Annotated in this window: 17 protein-coding genes; 9 read left to right on the top strand and 8 right to left on the bottom strand. The window is 39.7% G+C overall.

Going from position 1 to position 15817, the window contains the following annotated elements:
* Positions 1-966 precede the first annotated feature (966 nt).
* A complete protein-coding gene (locus ACFSR6_RS05165) occupies positions 967-1218 on the bottom strand; it encodes a hypothetical protein (protein ID WP_379075868.1) in 252 nt (83 codons plus the stop codon).
* A 14-nt stretch (positions 1219-1232) separates the two neighbouring features.
* On the bottom strand, positions 1233-1928 hold the full coding sequence (locus tag ACFSR6_RS05160; RefSeq protein ID WP_379075866.1) for a DUF3291 domain-containing protein: 696 nt from the start codon (positions 1926-1928) through the stop codon (positions 1233-1235).
* Positions 1929-2056: 128 nt separating this feature from the next.
* Between ACFSR6_RS05160 and ACFSR6_RS05155 the strand changes: the two genes are divergently transcribed.
* From ACFSR6_RS05155 to ACFSR6_RS05125, 7 genes are all read left to right on the top strand, one after another.
* On the top strand, positions 2057-2536 hold the full coding sequence (locus ACFSR6_RS05155; RefSeq protein WP_379075863.1) for a GAF domain-containing protein: 480 nt from the start codon (positions 2057-2059) through the stop codon (positions 2534-2536).
* Positions 2537-2549: 13 nt separating this feature from the next.
* Positions 2550-3155 (top strand): DNA-3-methyladenine glycosylase, encoded by a 606-nt coding sequence (locus ACFSR6_RS05150; RefSeq protein ID WP_379075861.1) that lies wholly within the window; start codon positions 2550-2552, stop codon positions 3153-3155.
* A gap of 142 nt (positions 3156-3297) precedes the next feature.
* Positions 3298-4587: a kynureninase gene (kynU, locus tag ACFSR6_RS05145; RefSeq protein ID WP_379075859.1), complete on the top strand. Its 1290-nt coding sequence runs from the start codon at positions 3298-3300 to the stop codon at positions 4585-4587.
* 13 nt (positions 4588-4600) lie between these two features.
* A complete protein-coding gene (locus tag ACFSR6_RS05140; protein ID WP_379075856.1) occupies positions 4601-5461 on the top strand; it encodes a bestrophin family protein in 861 nt (286 codons plus the stop codon).
* Complete coding sequence (locus ACFSR6_RS05135) at positions 5462-6364, top strand: histone deacetylase family protein (protein WP_379075853.1); 903 nt, start codon at positions 5462-5464, stop codon at positions 6362-6364.
* Positions 6365-6405: 41 nt separating this feature from the next.
* A complete protein-coding gene (locus tag ACFSR6_RS05130) occupies positions 6406-7089 on the top strand; it encodes a pseudouridine synthase (RefSeq protein WP_379075851.1) in 684 nt (227 codons plus the stop codon).
* A gap of 38 nt (positions 7090-7127) precedes the next feature.
* Positions 7128-7862, top strand: a complete 735-nt coding sequence (locus tag ACFSR6_RS05125; protein WP_379075848.1) for a hypothetical protein — start codon at positions 7128-7130, stop codon at positions 7860-7862.
* Positions 7863-8069: 207 nt separating this feature from the next.
* Here the strand turns inward: ACFSR6_RS05125 and ACFSR6_RS05120 are convergent, their stop codons facing one another.
* The 4 genes from ACFSR6_RS05120 to ACFSR6_RS05105 form a co-directional block, all read right to left on the bottom strand.
* On the bottom strand, positions 8070-9428 hold the full coding sequence (locus ACFSR6_RS05120) for an MATE family efflux transporter (protein ID WP_379075845.1): 1359 nt from the start codon (positions 9426-9428) through the stop codon (positions 8070-8072).
* Positions 9429-9701: 273 nt separating this feature from the next.
* Positions 9702-10331 carry an AlbA family DNA-binding domain-containing protein gene (locus ACFSR6_RS05115; RefSeq protein ID WP_379075842.1) on the bottom strand — a complete coding sequence of 210 codons (630 nt, stop codon included), beginning with the start codon at positions 10329-10331 and terminating at the stop codon, positions 9702-9704.
* A gap of 10 nt (positions 10332-10341) precedes the next feature.
* On the bottom strand, positions 10342-10827 hold the full coding sequence (locus ACFSR6_RS05110) for a DUF4442 domain-containing protein (RefSeq protein ID WP_379076154.1): 486 nt from the start codon (positions 10825-10827) through the stop codon (positions 10342-10344).
* Positions 10828-11107: 280 nt separating this feature from the next.
* Positions 11108-11422, bottom strand: coding sequence for a hypothetical protein (locus ACFSR6_RS05105; protein ID WP_379075840.1), 315 nt, complete (start codon positions 11420-11422; stop codon positions 11108-11110).
* A 79-nt stretch (positions 11423-11501) separates the two neighbouring features.
* On the opposite strand from ACFSR6_RS05105, the gene ACFSR6_RS05100 reads away from it, so the two are divergent.
* The gene (locus tag ACFSR6_RS05100) at positions 11502-12734 is read left to right on the top strand and encodes an MFS transporter (RefSeq protein ID WP_379075837.1); all 1233 of its coding nucleotides are present in this window, start codon (positions 11502-11504) and stop codon (positions 12732-12734) included.
* A 113-nt stretch (positions 12735-12847) separates the two neighbouring features.
* On the top strand, positions 12848-13762 hold the full coding sequence (gene hemF, locus ACFSR6_RS05095; protein WP_379075834.1) for an oxygen-dependent coproporphyrinogen oxidase: 915 nt from the start codon (positions 12848-12850) through the stop codon (positions 13760-13762).
* Positions 13763-13799: 37 nt separating this feature from the next.
* Here the strand turns inward: hemF and ACFSR6_RS05090 are convergent, their stop codons facing one another.
* Complete coding sequence (locus ACFSR6_RS05090) at positions 13800-14498, bottom strand: endonuclease V (RefSeq protein ID WP_379075831.1); 699 nt, start codon at positions 14496-14498, stop codon at positions 13800-13802.
* Between the two features lie 51 nt (positions 14499-14549).
* The gene (locus tag ACFSR6_RS05085; RefSeq protein WP_379075828.1) at positions 14550-15722 is read right to left on the bottom strand and encodes an alpha/beta hydrolase-fold protein; all 1173 of its coding nucleotides are present in this window, start codon (positions 15720-15722) and stop codon (positions 14550-14552) included.
* Between the last annotated feature and the right edge of the window lie 95 nt (positions 15723-15817).

The raw sequence follows: 15817 nt of genomic DNA, 5'->3' as shown, positions 1-15817 counted from the left end.
ACCTCTAAACTATATTAACTACAGATAAACGCAGATTTCTCTTTGCGTTTTTTTTTGGTCACGCTGAACTTTCCTCACGTTTCGTCATTTCGACCGGAGTGCAACGTAGTGGAGAAATCTACTCATTCAAGTTTCTATAATTTAACCTTTATCTACTCCTGTAAAGGTTGCTTCATCTGTCTACATTATAGTGCCTGCAGTTCGCAACGACTAGGATTTTAAGCCCCGTTATCTGCGCCTCGCCAACAAAATGAACCAATGGACGATCTTTAGCCAGAGGTTTACACATAACGAGCTTTTCGTTTTTACCATGAGTTTTCGTCATTTCGACCGGAGTGCAACGTAGTGGAGAAATCTACTCATTCAAGTTTCTATAATTTAACCTTTATCTACTCTTGTAAAAGATTGCTTCATCTGTCTACATTATAGTGCCTGCAGTTTGCGACGACTAGGATTTTAAGCCCCCGTTATCCGCGCCTCACCAACAAAATGAACCAATGGACGATCTTTAGCCAGAGGTTTACACATAACGAGCTTTTCGTTTTTACCATGAGTTTTCGTCATTTCGACCGGAGTGCAACGTAGTGGAGAAATCTACTCATTCAAGTTTCTATAATTTAACCTTTATCTACTCTCGTAAAGGTTGCTTTATGTTACCCGTACTTCCTGCGCCTTGTTCGCAATGAAGAGTTATTAAGCTTTGTTATCTGTATGCGCTAGCAAATGAATCAATAGCAAATAAGCCTATAAACTAACAAACTTCTCATTTATTTGGCAAAATCAAGTCTCAGAATTATATTTTGTTTAATGATTTAATAATCAGTATATCAATAATTTATATTTTATCATCTTCAGTGATAATATAGATATTGCATATTTTTCAGCTCTAAAACACTGAAAAATTCAGAATATAATTTTGAATAATGTACTAATTATTTGGTAATCAGGTATTTGTGTGTTAAGTTTCTAGTATTGATGCCTGTTATATGCTGCAGTAAAGTCAGTACGCATACTCTTAAACCTTTCGGTAACAGTTTGGATAAATTCTTCATCTAAAATTTCGAACACGTCATTTACGCCGCCCCCGCTCAGGTCGAGTTCGGCCAGTTTATAACTTTGTTCAAAAGTACCCTGTTCAAACTTGATAATGAATTTCTGGTTCATTGAAAAAATGGTAATCTTACATTCCGGGTGTGGAAGTTCCGCTACTACTCTCATGCTGATTTTAAGTTTTAATTATTTGTATTGATTTCAACGCCATTTAGTGAGCCCCAGCTATCGATAATTGCGAAACGGGCAAACAGCTCTTCTTTATACCACTTGCGCGCCCGCGTTAGCTTGATCACATCTGAATGATCAAATGATTGGTAGGCATAAGCCTTCATGCTTTCCATGTTCTCCCATATTGAAAAAGTAGCCTGATCAAAAAACGGATTTTCGCCAATCCCTGCTGAAAGGATAAAACCAGTGGCATTCCTCATGGCCTCCGCTGCTCTTTTTACATTGCTCCTGAATTCCTTCAACTTATTGAACCTGATAGCTGCCCTGGTAATCACAGCAATTTTTTCTGTGTGATTTATGTCAGATATTTGCGTCTTAAATGGTTGTTTTCCTGACCATAATCCGTGGCTTGATAAAGGATTAAGTAAGATAGTAAAGCTTTCGCTGCCAAAGAAATTGAACCATTTCATTACGAACGATCTGAAGTTGAAGTCGTCATAAGTCTCCCGGTTATCCCAGGTAGTTAATATGGCCCAGTGCCGGTAATCGGCAGGGAGGTCTACCTGTGCATCTTTGCCACTGCCCATCAATTTCCAAAACCTGCACCTTTTGTTTAACCATAATGGGAGCCTGAGGACTGCCATGCCGATAAAGGCAAAGGGGATGGTAAAACTCCGGAATTTGGTGATGGTTAATGCTACGATCATAACAAGTGGTTGACCTGCCAAAACTAAGGAATTTAAAGATAGCTTATCATTCAAATTTTCGTCATTAAAATCAAAGTTTCCATACATCTCGCAAATCATGATTAACTTTGGGTTACACAAAAAATAAAATGGCAGAAGATTTAGTTATTACCAGGGATACTTCGAAAGAAGAACAATACCAATCGATTATTCCTCAGATTGAGGCTTTATTGCAGGGAGAAACAGATTTTATAGCCAACCTTGCAAATGTTGCTGCTGCGCTTAAAGAGCAGTTTGGCTGGTTTTGGGTAGGCTTTTACTTAGTTAAGCATGATGAACTTGTTCTTGGTCCGTTTCAGGGACCAGTAGCCTGCACGAGGATTAGAAAAGGAAAAGGTGTTTGTGGTGCTTCCTGGGCTCAGGCTCAAACTATTATTGTTCCCGATGTTGACGAATTTCCCGGGCACATCGCCTGTGCATCAGCTTCAAAATCTGAGATCGTTTTGCCTTTGGTTGTTAACGGTGAGGTTATCGGTGTGCTTGATGTGGATAGCGAGGTGTTAAATAAATTTGATGAAACAGATAAGCTTTATTTAGAGCATGTTATATCTGTTTTATTAAATAGATAATTCAGATAAATAAGTGAAATTAAAACCAGGGTATTACCTGAATGAAGATGTTGTAGGGCTTGCGAAAGACCTGCTGGGCAAAGTGTTGTATACCAAAATTGGCGATGAGGTTACTGCCGGTGTTATAGTTGAAACAGAAGCCTATTTTGGAATAAAAGATAAAGCCTCTCATGCATATGGCGGTCGGCGTACCAGCCGAACCGAAACCATGTATGGGGCCGGTGGCATTGCTTATGTGTACCTTTGTTATGGTATGCATCATCTTTTCAATGTGGTTACTTCTATAGAAAATGATCCGCACGCAGTTTTGATCAGGGGGGTAGAGCCGTTGGTTGGTACAGAAATTATCGAAAAACGGAGGGGGATGTCTCACACAAAGGGAGCTATTTCAGCTGGACCTGGATCTGCTGCAAAAGCACTGGGGATTGATAGGGGCTTCAATACAAAAAGCCTCCTGGGGGATGAAATCTGGATTGAAGATCAGGGTATTAGATATGAAGAAGAAGATATTGCTGCTACGCCACGTGTGGGTATTGCTTATGCCAAAGAGCATGCACTGTTGCCCTGGCGATTTTTTGTAAAGGGCAATAAGTACGTGAGTAAGCCAAATAAAGTGTAAATAAAGCAAGTATTAAAGTTGCATGGGGCATGAAAGACAGGAAAGTTGGTTTATGTTGTAATACAGTGAAGTTTTAATAAAATACAAGAAATTGGAAAGCAGGATTGGAAACAATACCTGCTTTTTTTGTAATATTGGCGCAATGAATTTCGAAAATACCCTTTCATTTGCTCAGGCACAGGACGAGGCTGATCAGCTCCGTCATTTTAGGTCAGATTTTTTATTTCCAAACCATAATGGAAAAGATTTTATTTACCTGTGTGGTAATTCTTTAGGTCTTCAGCCTAAAGTTGCACATCAGGTATTGGAGCGCCAGTTGAACAACTGGGCCAATTATGCTGTTGAAGGCTGGTTTGACGGGAATGAGCCATGGATGTTCTACCATAAAGAGCTGAAAAAGCTAATGGCGCCGATTGTAGGTGCTTTACCTGCTGAAGTTTGTCCTATGAATACCCTTACTGTTAACCTGCATCTGTTAATGGTCAGTTTTTACCAGCCCAAAGGTAAGCGCTTTAAGATCATTATGGAAGGTGGTGCCTTCCCATCCGATCAGTATGCGATAGAAAGCCAGGTACGGTTTCATGGTTTTGATCCAAAAGAAGCGATTATAGAGGTTTTTCCGCGTGAGGGTGAAGAGATACTTCGGACAGATGATATCGTAGCTCAGATCAAAGATAATGCGGGTGAAATTGCCTTAGTATTGTTTGGTGGAATCAACTACTACACAGGGCAATGGTACGATATGGAGGCTATTACCAAAGCCGGCCATGAAATTGGAGCTGTTGTGGGTTGGGATTTGGCGCACGCAGCCGGGAATGTTCCGGTAAAACTACATGATTGGGGTGTCGATTTTGCCTGCTGGTGTTCTTACAAGTATCAGAATTCTGGTCCGGGGGGTATTAGCGGAATATTTGTTCATGAGAAACATTTTAACAATACCGGTTTAAATCGTTTTGCAGGCTGGTGGGGTTACCAGGAAAGCAACCGCTTTAAAATGGAAAAAGGCTTTGTTCCTGAAGCTGGAGCAGATGGCTGGCAGGTGAGTTGCACCCAGGTCATGCCGATGGCTCTTTATCATGCATCCCTTCAGATTTTTGAACGGGCAGGGTTCATTGAGTCTTTAAGAAGTAAAAGTATTACTTTAACTCAATATCTTGAATTTGTTATAAATGAAGTGAATATAAACTTAGATTTTGAGCAATACAAAATCATCACACCAAACAATCCTAAAGATCGGGGTGCGCAATTGTCTATTATTGCCCAGCGTAACGGCAAGCAGATTTTTGATGGTTTAATGGCCAATCATGTACTCGGCGATTGGCGCGAACCTGATGTAATCCGTTTAAGTCCGGTGCCACTCTATAATTCTTACGAAGATGTTTACATGGCCGGACAAGTGTTATTACAAGTAAGTAAAGATGTTTTAACATAAAAAAGAATAAAAAATGATCAACTACAATCCTAAAAACTGGAGTGCTTTCATTTTTCATATCCATAAAAGCGATACTTTTAGAAAATTGTGGCCTTTAATGCTTGCTGTGGCTTTCTTTTCGGGTGTGGTAGCTTTTGCTGAACTGAATTTCTTTCAGCTCTCCAAAAGCAGTTATGTGACCAACGTAGGTATGATGCACAGTTTACTGGGTTTTGTTCTGTCCCTTTTGTTGGTGTTCAGGACAAATACGGCTTACGATAGGTGGTGGGAAGGGCGAAAGCTGCTTGGATCATTAACCAACGTGAGCCGGAATCTTGCCATGAAAATCAAAGCGCTTAAACTTGCAGAGGAGGATGTCCGCTTTTTTGAGTACGGCATACCCAAATATGCTTTTAGCTTAAAGGAGCATCTACGAGAAAAATTGTATTTCGGCAAAAACAGTTTTTTGATCGAAGTAGAAGAAGGTAAGCACATTCCAAATCAGATTGCGGGCAGTTTAATCAACAGGCTTTACGGTTTGCTGGAGAAGGGAGCGATTTCCCAGGAACAATTTATTGTGTTGTCAGGCGATTTTAATCAGTTTACCGATATCTGCGGCGCCTGCGAAAGGATTAAAAATACACCGATTCCATTCTCCTACAGTGCTTTTATTAAAAAGTTTATCTTTATTTATGTGGTTACTTTGCCATTTGGCTGGGTGTTTAGTTTGGGGTATTTTGTGGTTCCTATAGTACCCTTTATTCTCTATGTATTAGCGAGTTTGGAGCTTATAGCTGAAGAAATAGAGAATCCGTTCGGTTATGATGCCAATGATTTGCCGGTAGATCAGATCTGTAACAATATCGAAAAACATGTGGGGGAGATTTTAGGTTAAATGATCAAAATTGCCTGGCACCCCACTTACGTACACCCTTTACCGGAAGGGCATCGCTTTCCTATGTTAAAATATGAGCTGATACCCGAACAGCTTTTGTATGAGGGGACCATTGGACACCATAATTTATTCAATGCTGATCTCCTTAGTGAAAACGTTGTATTGCTGACGCATCAAAAAGCCTACTGGGAACAATTAAGGGATCTGACCCTGTCTGCCAAGGATCAACGTCGTATAGGCTTTCCTCTGGATGCGCAGCTGGTAGAACGGGAATTGAGGATTGCGAAGGGTACGATTGATGGTGCTTGTTTTGCTCTGGAGCATGGGATTGCCTTTAATGTGGCCGGTGGGACGCATCATGCAGGCAGTAATTGGGGTGAAGGATTTTGCTTGCTGAATGATCAGGCAATATCGGCTAACTATTTATTAAATAATAATTTAGCTAACCATATCTTAATTATTGATTTAGATGTGCACCAGGGGAATGGTACTGCAGAAATCTTCAGGCATGAGCCGCGTGTATTTACTTTTTCGATGCATGGTGATAAAAATTTCCCTTTCCGGAAAGAAATTTCCGACCTGGATGTACCACTGGATGATGGCCTGCGGGACGAGGCTTATTTATCAATCTTAAATACCAACCTTAAAAAAGCATTCGAAAGCGCCCGGCCTGATTTTGTATTTTACCTTTCAGGTGTAGATGTGCTTTCAACTGATAAACTGGGTAAACTGGCTTTGAGTAAAGCCGCCTGTAAAGAGCGCGATAGGATGGTTTTGCAGACCTGTAAGGATAAAAATCTGCCTTTACAGGTCAGTATGGGAGGAGGTTATTCGGTTCATATCAAGGATATTGTGGATGCCCATTGTAATACTTTCCGCCTCGCTTTTGATTTATTTACATAGGGAGCTCCCAAAAAATATAATATCCTTATCTTCGCGGCAATATGTTGGAGATTATTTACCAGGATGAGCATTTAATTGCAATTAACAAACCCCATGGCCTTTTGGTACATCAATCTTCAATAGCCAGGGATGCTACAGAATTTGCCCTGCAGCTATTGAGAGACCAGATAGGCAAGCACGTTAGTCCGGTACACCGCTTAGACCGAAAAACCAGCGGTATCTTATTATTTGCTTTTGATAAGCCGTCTGAAGTGGCTATGCATCAGCAATTTATGAATGCAGAAGCTGGTAAAAAATATTTGGCCATATTACGGGGTTTTACACCTGATACCATGGATATCGATTATCCCCTGGCCAAAGAAAACGGAACCATGCAGGATGCTTTTACCGCTTTCAGAACGTTGCAAAGGGCAGAGGTTGATGTTGCATTCGGCAAGCATCCAACCTCGAGATATTCGCTTGTTGAGGCCACACCTAAAACCGGGAGGATGCATCAGTTGAGAAGGCATTTCAGCCATATCCTTCATCCCATTATTGGAGATCGGACACACGGTTGTAACAAACAGAATAAATTTTTCAAGGAGCAATGGAATATGACAACAATGCTACTTCATGCTTCCGAACTGGAATTTATTCACCCTGCAACCAAAGAAAAAATACATTTAAAGGCCCGTTTGCACGATGAATTTATAAGGGTAATGGATTTCATGAAAATGGAGCATTGACACAATTTTTGCCTTTAAAATCTGTTTATATAGCATCTATGATTAAATACCTACGATTCACACTCCCAGTTTTAGCACTTTTCGCTGCCAGTTGTTCTTCTGTTTATATGCCAAACGTTCCCAATACGCCAATGTTGAGTAAACAAGGCGAATTTAGCGGAGGCGCGCACATCTCACTAAAAGGCAATGCGAGTATTAATGGCGCTTATGCTGTTTCAGATCATATTGGACTACTCTTTAGTGGTTCGAGGATGAACAGTGAACGGAAAACCAAAGATTTTGGACATAAACTGATTGAGATTGGTGGCGGTTATTTTGATACTTTTGGCCCTGATAATAACCGGATCATCGAAATTTATGGTGGTGTAGGAAAAGGCTGGAGCGATATTACTTTCCGTGATTTTAAGAATGATGTATTGGTTAGCAGTGAATTGCAGGAGGTAGATTACCGCAAAGCTTTTTTGCAGGTTAATTATAGCTCTAAAAAAAAGAACAACCTTCATTTATTTGGAAAGGATTTTCCGATTAATTATGGCACGGCATTAAGGATCAGCCACGTAAAAATGGATCGGTTCTTTTTAAATGGAGTAGTTCAGCCTAAAGAAGATAATATTTTCTTTGAGCCCGTTTTCTTTACGCGTATGGCTTTGAGTAAAACTTTTCAGCTCCAATATACTACGAGCAGCAATATTGGCTTAAAGAGCCGTAAATATATGTCTGCCGGCAATTCTATCTTTACCATTGGTGTAGTGGTGAATGTTGGAGGGAAGTAATACAGTTGCCATGAGTGAGAAATTATGCATTATAGATTTCTCCACTGCTGTCGAAATGACGATTCGTGTTAGGACAAACTTCTCATTTTATTATGCAGCTCGCGTCATTTCGACTGAAGCGTAGCGAAATGGAGAAATCTGTCTCTAAGAAATTATGTATTATAGATTTCTCCACTTCGGTCGAAATGACGGTTCGTGTTAGGGGAACTATCCCTCTTTTAAACTCCTGGTCTTATTCTGAAACCTTAAAAACAATAGGATAGAAGCAGTCAGTAAACCCAGGGTTAACCCGTACCAGATTCCATTTACACCCAGGCCGAAATGAAATCCCAGTAAATATCCGATAGGAATACCTACTACCCAATAAGCTAAAAAGGTAATAATGGTCGGGATGTTTACATCTCCCATACCACGTAAAACGCCTAGTCCCACCACTTGGGTCCCATCAAATAATTGAAAAAACCCGGCTATGATCAATAATTGCGCTGCAATTGGGATAACAATTACATCTTCTGTATAGATAAATGGCATGATGTTATTCGCCAGTACAAAAATGACAGCTGTGCACGACATAAACAGCAAAATAACATGGTAACTGGCTATTGCTGATTTGCGCAGGTCATCAAAATTACGTTTTCCAAAGTTATTTCCGGTTTTAATGGTTGCTGCTGAAGCTACACCACTGGCAATCATATAGGTCATTGCCGCCAGGCTGATTGCAATCTGGTGTGCAGCCTGTTCTGCTGCGCCAATGGTGCCAATCAGCACGGCAGCACCACTAAAAGCACTGATTTCAAATGAATACTGCATCGCCACAGGCATTCCGATCTTTGCAATTTTAATAGCCCTTAACCTATCGTAAAAAGTAGCTCTAAAACTGGTCAGGTATTTTTTAAAATGTTGTGAGCGTAATACATAAACCGACATGACGGTTGCCATCAGCAGCCTATCGATCAAAGTACTTAAGCCTACACCGCTAACACCCATCGGTTTGATGCCAAACATGCCCTTAACAAAAATAATTCCCAGTATAATGTTGAGTGCATTGCCCCAGATGGAAACAAACATGGCCTGTTTGGTAAAACCCAAACCTTCTGCAAACTGCTTAAAAGTCTGAAAAATCAACAAGGGAATGATGGAAACCGATAATAGATTGAGGTAGGGTTTGGCATAATGCACAACTTCTGGTGTTTGTTCAAGGTGATCGATTACAAAAAATATCCCCAACTGCACCAATATGTACAAAAAAATCCCAACACAGATGTTGATCATGAGGCTATTGGATAATAGCTTGCCGCATTCATCGTAATTCTGCCGGCCGTTTTCCTGGGCAATCAATGGTGTTAAACCATAGGAAATACCCAGGCCAATTACTAAAATGAGTATAAATATGCTGTTAACCAAAGATACTGCCGCTAATTGAATGGTATCGGTAAAATGACCAACAATAATACTATCAGCCATTTGCACCAGCGTATGGCCTACCTGTGAGCCTACAATCGGCAATGCCAAATGAAGGTTTTCTTTATAATAGGGCTTATATTTGGTGTAAATTTTAGAAAACATAGGTTTGCAAAGGTCGCATTTTTAAACCTCAAAAAATAGGGATGTAGAAAAGTTAATGTAAGGTTTTTAAAGATAACCGTTATGCTGAATTTAATTCGGCATCTATCATGCAAAAATCGGTTAGTTTAGACCCTGAAACAAGTTCAGGTGACGATCTCGAGTAAAGTCGTCATGCCGAATTTATTTCAGCATCAGTCATGCAAGAAATCGGTTTATTGAGATTCTGAAATAAGTTCTAGGCGACGGGTTCTGGTAAGAAGTTTGCAAGAAAAACTACCTCACAGCTGTGAAGTACTCTTCTTTCTGGCTGGTATGCGATTTAATTACATTGGTTAAAATTAGATTGACCAATATTTTTTGGGCTTTTCGGTACGAACTTCGCAACAGCTTGCTAAATTCTTTCAGTGTTATTTTTTCGTTTTGTTCGAGGTACTCGAGCAATTTTTTTTCGTTTTCAGAATAGGAGATCAGTATGCCGTTGTTTTTGTGTTCCTGTTTTAACACGTCAATAATGATACGGCTGGCCAGTACACTTTTGTCATCAATGCGGATATACGCCCACCATTTTTTCTGATCGTCAAGTGCATAGTGCGGTTTGGTATCGCTTTCAGGGATATTGACCACTAAAACCAGTTTATCATCTACATAAATTTCTTCAAAATGCGGCTCAATAGCAGGTTTACAAAACTGGTGCGCGGAAGTTAAAATCATATATTTTTCTTCTTCTTCCGATTTTACGCCCTTAATCGAGCCATTATCGGCTACACCTATCAATAACTTACCTCCTTTATTATTGGCAAATGCAACCAGGCTCTTGGCAATTTTTTCGGTACTGGTAATGGTTTTCTTAAAATCGAGCATTACACCTTCGCCCTGCAAAATTAAACTCTTAATACTCGGCATAATCTAAAAATTAATAGGCAACCCTTGGCATTTCGCCTTGGTGCAGGTTTCGGATATAGACTTCATTCATCACAGTAGCACACAATTCTCCACTTTTATTGGTAATTTCCATTGGGTAAGCTTTTATAAATTTTCCAACGGTTTTTAAAGCATGCTCGGCCTCGGTCAACATTTCATCTGTTACGGTTATGGTAAAATATAAGGTAGAACGACCGGGTTTTAAGTATTGTATAGATGCACTTTTAAGCCAAACACGTACCTTGAACCCACGTCTCTGCATCAATTGATCAAACAACAAGGCATAAAAAGGATCGGTTGCAGCATAGATGGTTCCTCCAAAAATAGAGCCATTATAATTTTTATTCAGGAAACTCTTGCTTAATTTAACCGTACAGCTTCTAAATTCATTTTCAAATTTCTGAACCCAAATGCGCTGGAAAAATAAAGGCGGGTAAAAGCGCATTACCCATTTCAGGGTGTTTTGAGAAATAATCATATTCACTAATATCAGAAAGTTTTATCATCTTTTAAAGTTTTGGCCATGTTGTTTCAGTAATATTTCGGTAATTTACCTCATTTGGTATTCAGGTTAGTCTTATCGACTTATGAATAGCTTGATGGAATATGCTTACAATTTAACTTTCTGTTTAGTACCTGGTTGTATTGATGGATAATGTGGTGGGATGTGCCCAAAATAAACCTTCAAATCCGCTGAATAATTTAAAAATCTATATCAATAGCATTTATTTTGTATTGTAATCTATTAACAATCAGTGTTATATATTTAAAAATTCTGTTTTTTGAAGAAAAAAACAAAACCAAATGATTAAAAGGTTGTTAGGTTGATAGATAACAATAAAAACTATGAAAAAAATAATCTTAAGTCTTGCTTTTGCGGGTTCTCTTATGATAGCCACATCAGCATGCAATTCGTCAAAAAATATGGCTGGTTCCTCAGACAGTACCAAGACGGATTCGACCACTACGGCTCCAATGGACACGACAGCTAAAAAAGTGCCAGATACAACAAAAACGCCACCTGACACTACAAAGAAGAATCCAATGTAGGATTTTAAAAGCCACTCTGACACGGGGTGGCTTTTATTTTTAAAAATCTATTTTAAATATTTGTGTTATTGTGTACTTTCAGCGATTAAACCAGATATTTAAATGGATCATCAAGCAAAAACCAACAACCGTAATGTAATTTTCTTAGTTATTGTTGCCGCCCTAGGCTATTTCGTTGATATTTACGACCTTGTTTTATTCTCTGTAGTTCGTCTGAAAAGCTTTACCGACATTGGTGTTTCTGCCGAGCACATGCGTACTGAAGGGGAGTATGTAATTAATATGCAGATGTTCGGTTTATTGCTTGGCGGATTGCTTTGGGGTATTATCGGCGATAAATTTGGCCGTATTAAAGTATTGTTTGGTTCAATCTTAATGTACTCTTTAGCCAATATAGCCAACGGTTTTGCAGCTGATGTGCATACCTATGCCATTATCAGGTTTATAGCCGGCATTGGCCTGGCTGGAGAACTTGGAGCCGGTATTACTTTGGTTACTGAAACCATGGACAAAGAAAAACGCGGTTATGGAACTATGGTTGTGGCCGGAATAGGGTTATTGGGTGCAGCTGCAGCTGCTACCATCGGAAAACATTTTAGGTGGGAAACCGCTTATTTTGTAGGTGGGGGAATGGGTCTGTTGTTGTTACTTTTACGGGTGGGTACATTCGAATCGGGGATGTTTAAACATGCCGAACAAAGTTCGGAGGTTTCGAAAGGCAATTTCTTTATGCTTTTTTCTAACCGCAAGCGGTTCTTAAAATACCTGGCCTGCATCTGTTTAGGGCTTCCGCTGTGGTTTATTGTAGGGATTTTGGTTACCCAATCGCCAGAGATCGGAAAAGCACTTGGTGCAAAAGAACTGCTTAATGCCGGCACCGGCATTATGTATACCTACTTTGGTATAGCCGTTGGCGATGTGGTTTGTGGTTTTTTAGCACAGGTATTAAAATCACGCAAGAAAACGGTACTCATTTTTCAAAGCCTTTCGGCCATAACCGTAATTGTTTACCTCACGAGCACGGGCTTAACTGAAAGCAGTTTTATCCTGATTTGTTTATTTATGGGCTTTGCAGTGGGTTATTGGGCTACATTCGTAACCATTGCAGCGGAACAATTCGGTACCAATATCCGTTCGACGGTAACCACTACTGCTCCAAATTTTGTACGCGGTGCCTTGATTCCGATTACTTTCGTTTTTGAATTCTTTGTTCACCGTTATGATATAGTATCGGCCGGATTTATTGTAATGGGAATTGTAACTGTAATCGCCATGATTTCGGTTGCTTCGCTAAAAGAAAGCTTTAATAAAGATCTTAATTATTTAGAAAAATAGCGTTTGATTAGGCTCCGGACTTCTGACTCTGAACTTCGGACTAACAGCAATGTCAATAAAATGTACTATATCAATATAAATCAGCTTTGCTGTTCGAATAGCCTTAAATTTGTATGGAAATAGAAAAAGCCATCATGTTTAAAGAAGAAGTAGCAGAGCGGTATAAACAGATTCAGGATGAAATCTGTCGCGGATTGGAAATTGCCGATGGCAAGGGGAAATTTGAAGAGGAACTTTGGGAAAGAAACGGTGGGGGAGGCGGCCGCACGCGGATTATGCAGAACGGTGCCATCATCGAAAAGGGCGGTGTAAATTTTTCTGCCGTACATGGCAAATTGCCTGAAGCGGTAAAAAAAGCTTTTAATGTAACCGAAGATGATTTTTTTGCAACGGGAGTTTCTATCGTAATCCATCCAAACCATCCTCTGGTGCCGATTATCCACATGAACATCAGGTATTTTGAACTAAACGAGGAAACCCGTTGGTTTGGTGGCGGCATCGATTTAACCCCGCATTATGTGTTTGAAAATGATGCCCGCTTTTTTCACCATAAGTTAAAACAGGCCTGCGACGAGTTCAAAGCTGATTTTTATCCAAAATTTAAAACCCACGCTGACGATTATTTCTTTATTAAACACCGTGAAGAAACCCGCGGAATCGGTGGTATTTTTTATGACCGCTTAAAACCTCAAAACACCGGTTTATCGTGGCAGGAGATTTTGGATTTCTCTATCAATATCGGCGAAACATTTTTACCGGTTTATACCGAACTAATTGACCGTAACCGGGATAAAGAATTTACGGAAAAACATAAAGAATGGCAATATCAGCGCCGTAGCCGCTATGTAGAATTTAACCTGGTTTACGATTCAGGAACAAAATTCGGATTGGAAACCAATGGCCGGATCGAATCTATTTTAATGAGCTTGCCTCCTCAGGCCAACTGGGGGTACAATGTTCAACCAAAAGAAGGTTCAGAAGAGTATAAAACACTGCAATTGCTTAAAAAAGGCATAAATTGGGTGTAAAGATTTTTGCGTGAAATAGTGACTGGCGAGTTCTTTATTAAAATAACGTGAGTGGCGCTTGTACTTCATGGAAACCGGCTTTCAGTTTTCCGATTCTAAAATCGTTTACAACATTGTGTGCCATACGTGTGGGTTCGGGTATACGGTAATTTCCTGTACATTTTTTTATGATATTCAGACTTTGATCAGCGGTAATTAGATAACCAGCCGATACAAAAACAGGAGCAGAATTGATTTTTGTACGCAAAGCAAAGCCCAGGGTTTCGCCATGGCTGTTGATCTCTGTGCTGCTTAATTTCCTGTTTTCAGGAACATGGTTTTCTCCGTATAAAAGGCTTTTGGCGCATCCTATGGTAGCCTGGTTGGCCAGGATTCCGAAATGCGAAGCAACCCCCATGCGGCGCGGATGCAAAATCCCGTTGCCATCCAATACTACCACATCTGGTTTCATGGTTATCAATTCCCAAACTTTTAATAAGGCCGGCACTTCTTTAAATCCCAAAAAACCTGGTTTATAAGGAAAATTAGTTTCGTAAGTTTCGAGTGCAAAAGATTTCAGGACCATATCAGGATAACTTAATATCACGATTCCGGCATACATCGTTGAACTATTTTTATTAAATGAGATGTCTGCACCCGCAATCGTTTCGATTTTTCGGACCGGCTGAAATTTTAATTGCCTGGCAAGCTGGATCTGATAAGCAGTAGCCTCTTCGAAGCTATAATGATCGTACATGGTTTTAGTACAGGTTAGGGCTGCAAATTGTTTTATTGCGGCTATAATATACTAGTTCTGAAGTTCTTTTAAGCGCAATTTAATTTCATCTGAGGCAGGATCCAGTTTGCCGGCTTTTTTATATGCTGCAATTGCCTTTTGTTTTTCCCCATTTTTGGTATATGCTGCGCCCAGCGCCATAAATGCTCTCGAAGAAGAGGGATAGTTAACGGTATTCATTTCCAGCAAATCAATGCCATTTTTTAAAGTTGCCGGATATTTTATGAGCCATTGCGCCCAACCGTTAAAATACGATTCATCCGGTACAATCGGGTATCCAAACTTTTGGGATAATGCTTTATAATGGTTCATAATAATCCCAGAATTTATTTTTTCGTCGTTTATTGGTGGGAGTTCCCATTGGCGATAAACGAACCGGAGCCCATCATAATAGGATATTATGGGAACAGCCATATGACTTTCGTTAGGATAACCCGTGTATTTAAAATCTAATCCTTTGATATTCTGTTTTTTGAGCAAAGAATCAAACTTTAGCACGTCGGTATGGAACTGAGGGTCAGATGAAGCACCCTCATTGCCATCACTAAAAAAAAGTGTTTTTGGTAAAACTGTGGTAGTTTTCAGTTTTTTATCAGCAACCTTGAGCAGGAATTTCTGATCCCACCAAAAAGAAGGACTTGCTGCAATATACGCATTAAACAAATCCGGGTGATTAATCAGGCAATTGATAACGGTGAGCGCTCCAAAAGAATGCCCGGCAAAAATGCTATAAGGAAGCGTTTTGTAATTCGAATTAACATAGGGCTGAAGCTCTTTCTGAATGAACTGAAAAAACTGTTCATTTCCTCCACTGTTTTTGTACGGAGACTTGCCAGAGGTGTCAGCTTTTCCAAAATAATCCAGAATGCTATGCGATGGAGTGAGGTCACGATTACGGTCTGTATTGGTAATTCCAACCACAATGAGTGGTGGAATAGCATATACATCTTGCCAGCTAAGATATTTAGAATATTCTACCATTTGGTTAAAATGGTTGTCAGCATCAAGAACATAAATTACCTGGTACCGTTTCTCTGATTTTTCAGGTGCATAAATCAGTAGTTTTCGGTCTTCGTTTAAAATGTCGGAATGCAGTGTTACAATTTCACCCAGGTTGGCTTTAATGGGTTCTGATTTTTGAGCTTTTGATTTGAACGAAAAAAGTAGAATTATAAAAACAGACATGAATTTAAAACAAGTCATCATTTTTAGGGAATTTACCTTTGACAATAGTTTTTGCATAATTGCTTGAGCGTTTATAAATTATAAGGATACTTAAA

It is taken from the genome of Pedobacter vanadiisoli, assembly GCF_042684385.1.
Lineage (GTDB): Bacteria > Bacteroidota > Bacteroidia > Sphingobacteriales > Sphingobacteriaceae > Pedobacter > Pedobacter vanadiisoli.
The sequence above is the reverse complement of the archived record's forward strand: the minus strand, read 5'-3'. Positions and strand labels throughout refer to the sequence as shown.

Bases quoted from the DNA above. Each gene is read 5' to 3' on its own strand.
- ACFSR6_RS05165 (WP_379075868.1), bottom strand. From the start codon at position 1,218: ATGAGAGTAGTAGCGGAACTTCCACACCCGGAATGTAAGATTACCATT.
- ACFSR6_RS05160 (WP_379075866.1), bottom strand. From the start codon at position 1,928: ATGATCGTAGCATTAACCATCACCAAATTCCGGAGTTTTACCATCCCC.
- ACFSR6_RS05155 (WP_379075863.1), top strand. From the start codon at position 2,057: ATGGCAGAAGATTTAGTTATTACCAGGGATACTTCGAAAGAAGAACAA.
- kynU (WP_379075859.1), top strand. From the start codon at position 3,298: ATGAATTTCGAAAATACCCTTTCATTTGCTCAGGCACAGGACGAGGCT.
- ACFSR6_RS05140 (WP_379075856.1), top strand. From the start codon at position 4,601: ATGATCAACTACAATCCTAAAAACTGGAGTGCTTTCATTTTTCATATC.
- ACFSR6_RS05135 (WP_379075853.1), top strand. From the start codon at position 5,462: ATGATCAAAATTGCCTGGCACCCCACTTACGTACACCCTTTACCGGAA.
- ACFSR6_RS05130 (WP_379075851.1), top strand. From the start codon at position 6,406: ATGTTGGAGATTATTTACCAGGATGAGCATTTAATTGCAATTAACAAA.
- ACFSR6_RS05125 (WP_379075848.1), top strand. From the start codon at position 7,128: ATGATTAAATACCTACGATTCACACTCCCAGTTTTAGCACTTTTCGCT.
- ACFSR6_RS05120 (WP_379075845.1), bottom strand. From the start codon at position 9,428: ATGTTTTCTAAAATTTACACCAAATATAAGCCCTATTATAAAGAAAAC.
- ACFSR6_RS05115 (WP_379075842.1), bottom strand. From the start codon at position 10,331: ATGCCGAGTATTAAGAGTTTAATTTTGCAGGGCGAAGGTGTAATGCTC.
- ACFSR6_RS05110 (WP_379076154.1), bottom strand. From the start codon at position 10,827: ATGATTATTTCTCAAAACACCCTGAAATGGGTAATGCGCTTTTACCCG.
- ACFSR6_RS05100 (WP_379075837.1), top strand. From the start codon at position 11,502: ATGGATCATCAAGCAAAAACCAACAACCGTAATGTAATTTTCTTAGTT.
- hemF (WP_379075834.1), top strand. From the start codon at position 12,848: ATGGAAATAGAAAAAGCCATCATGTTTAAAGAAGAAGTAGCAGAGCGG.
- ACFSR6_RS05090 (WP_379075831.1), bottom strand. From the start codon at position 14,498: ATGTACGATCATTATAGCTTCGAAGAGGCTACTGCTTATCAGATCCAG.
- ACFSR6_RS05085 (WP_379075828.1), bottom strand. From the start codon at position 15,722: ATGTCTGTTTTTATAATTCTACTTTTTTCGTTCAAATCAAAAGCTCAA.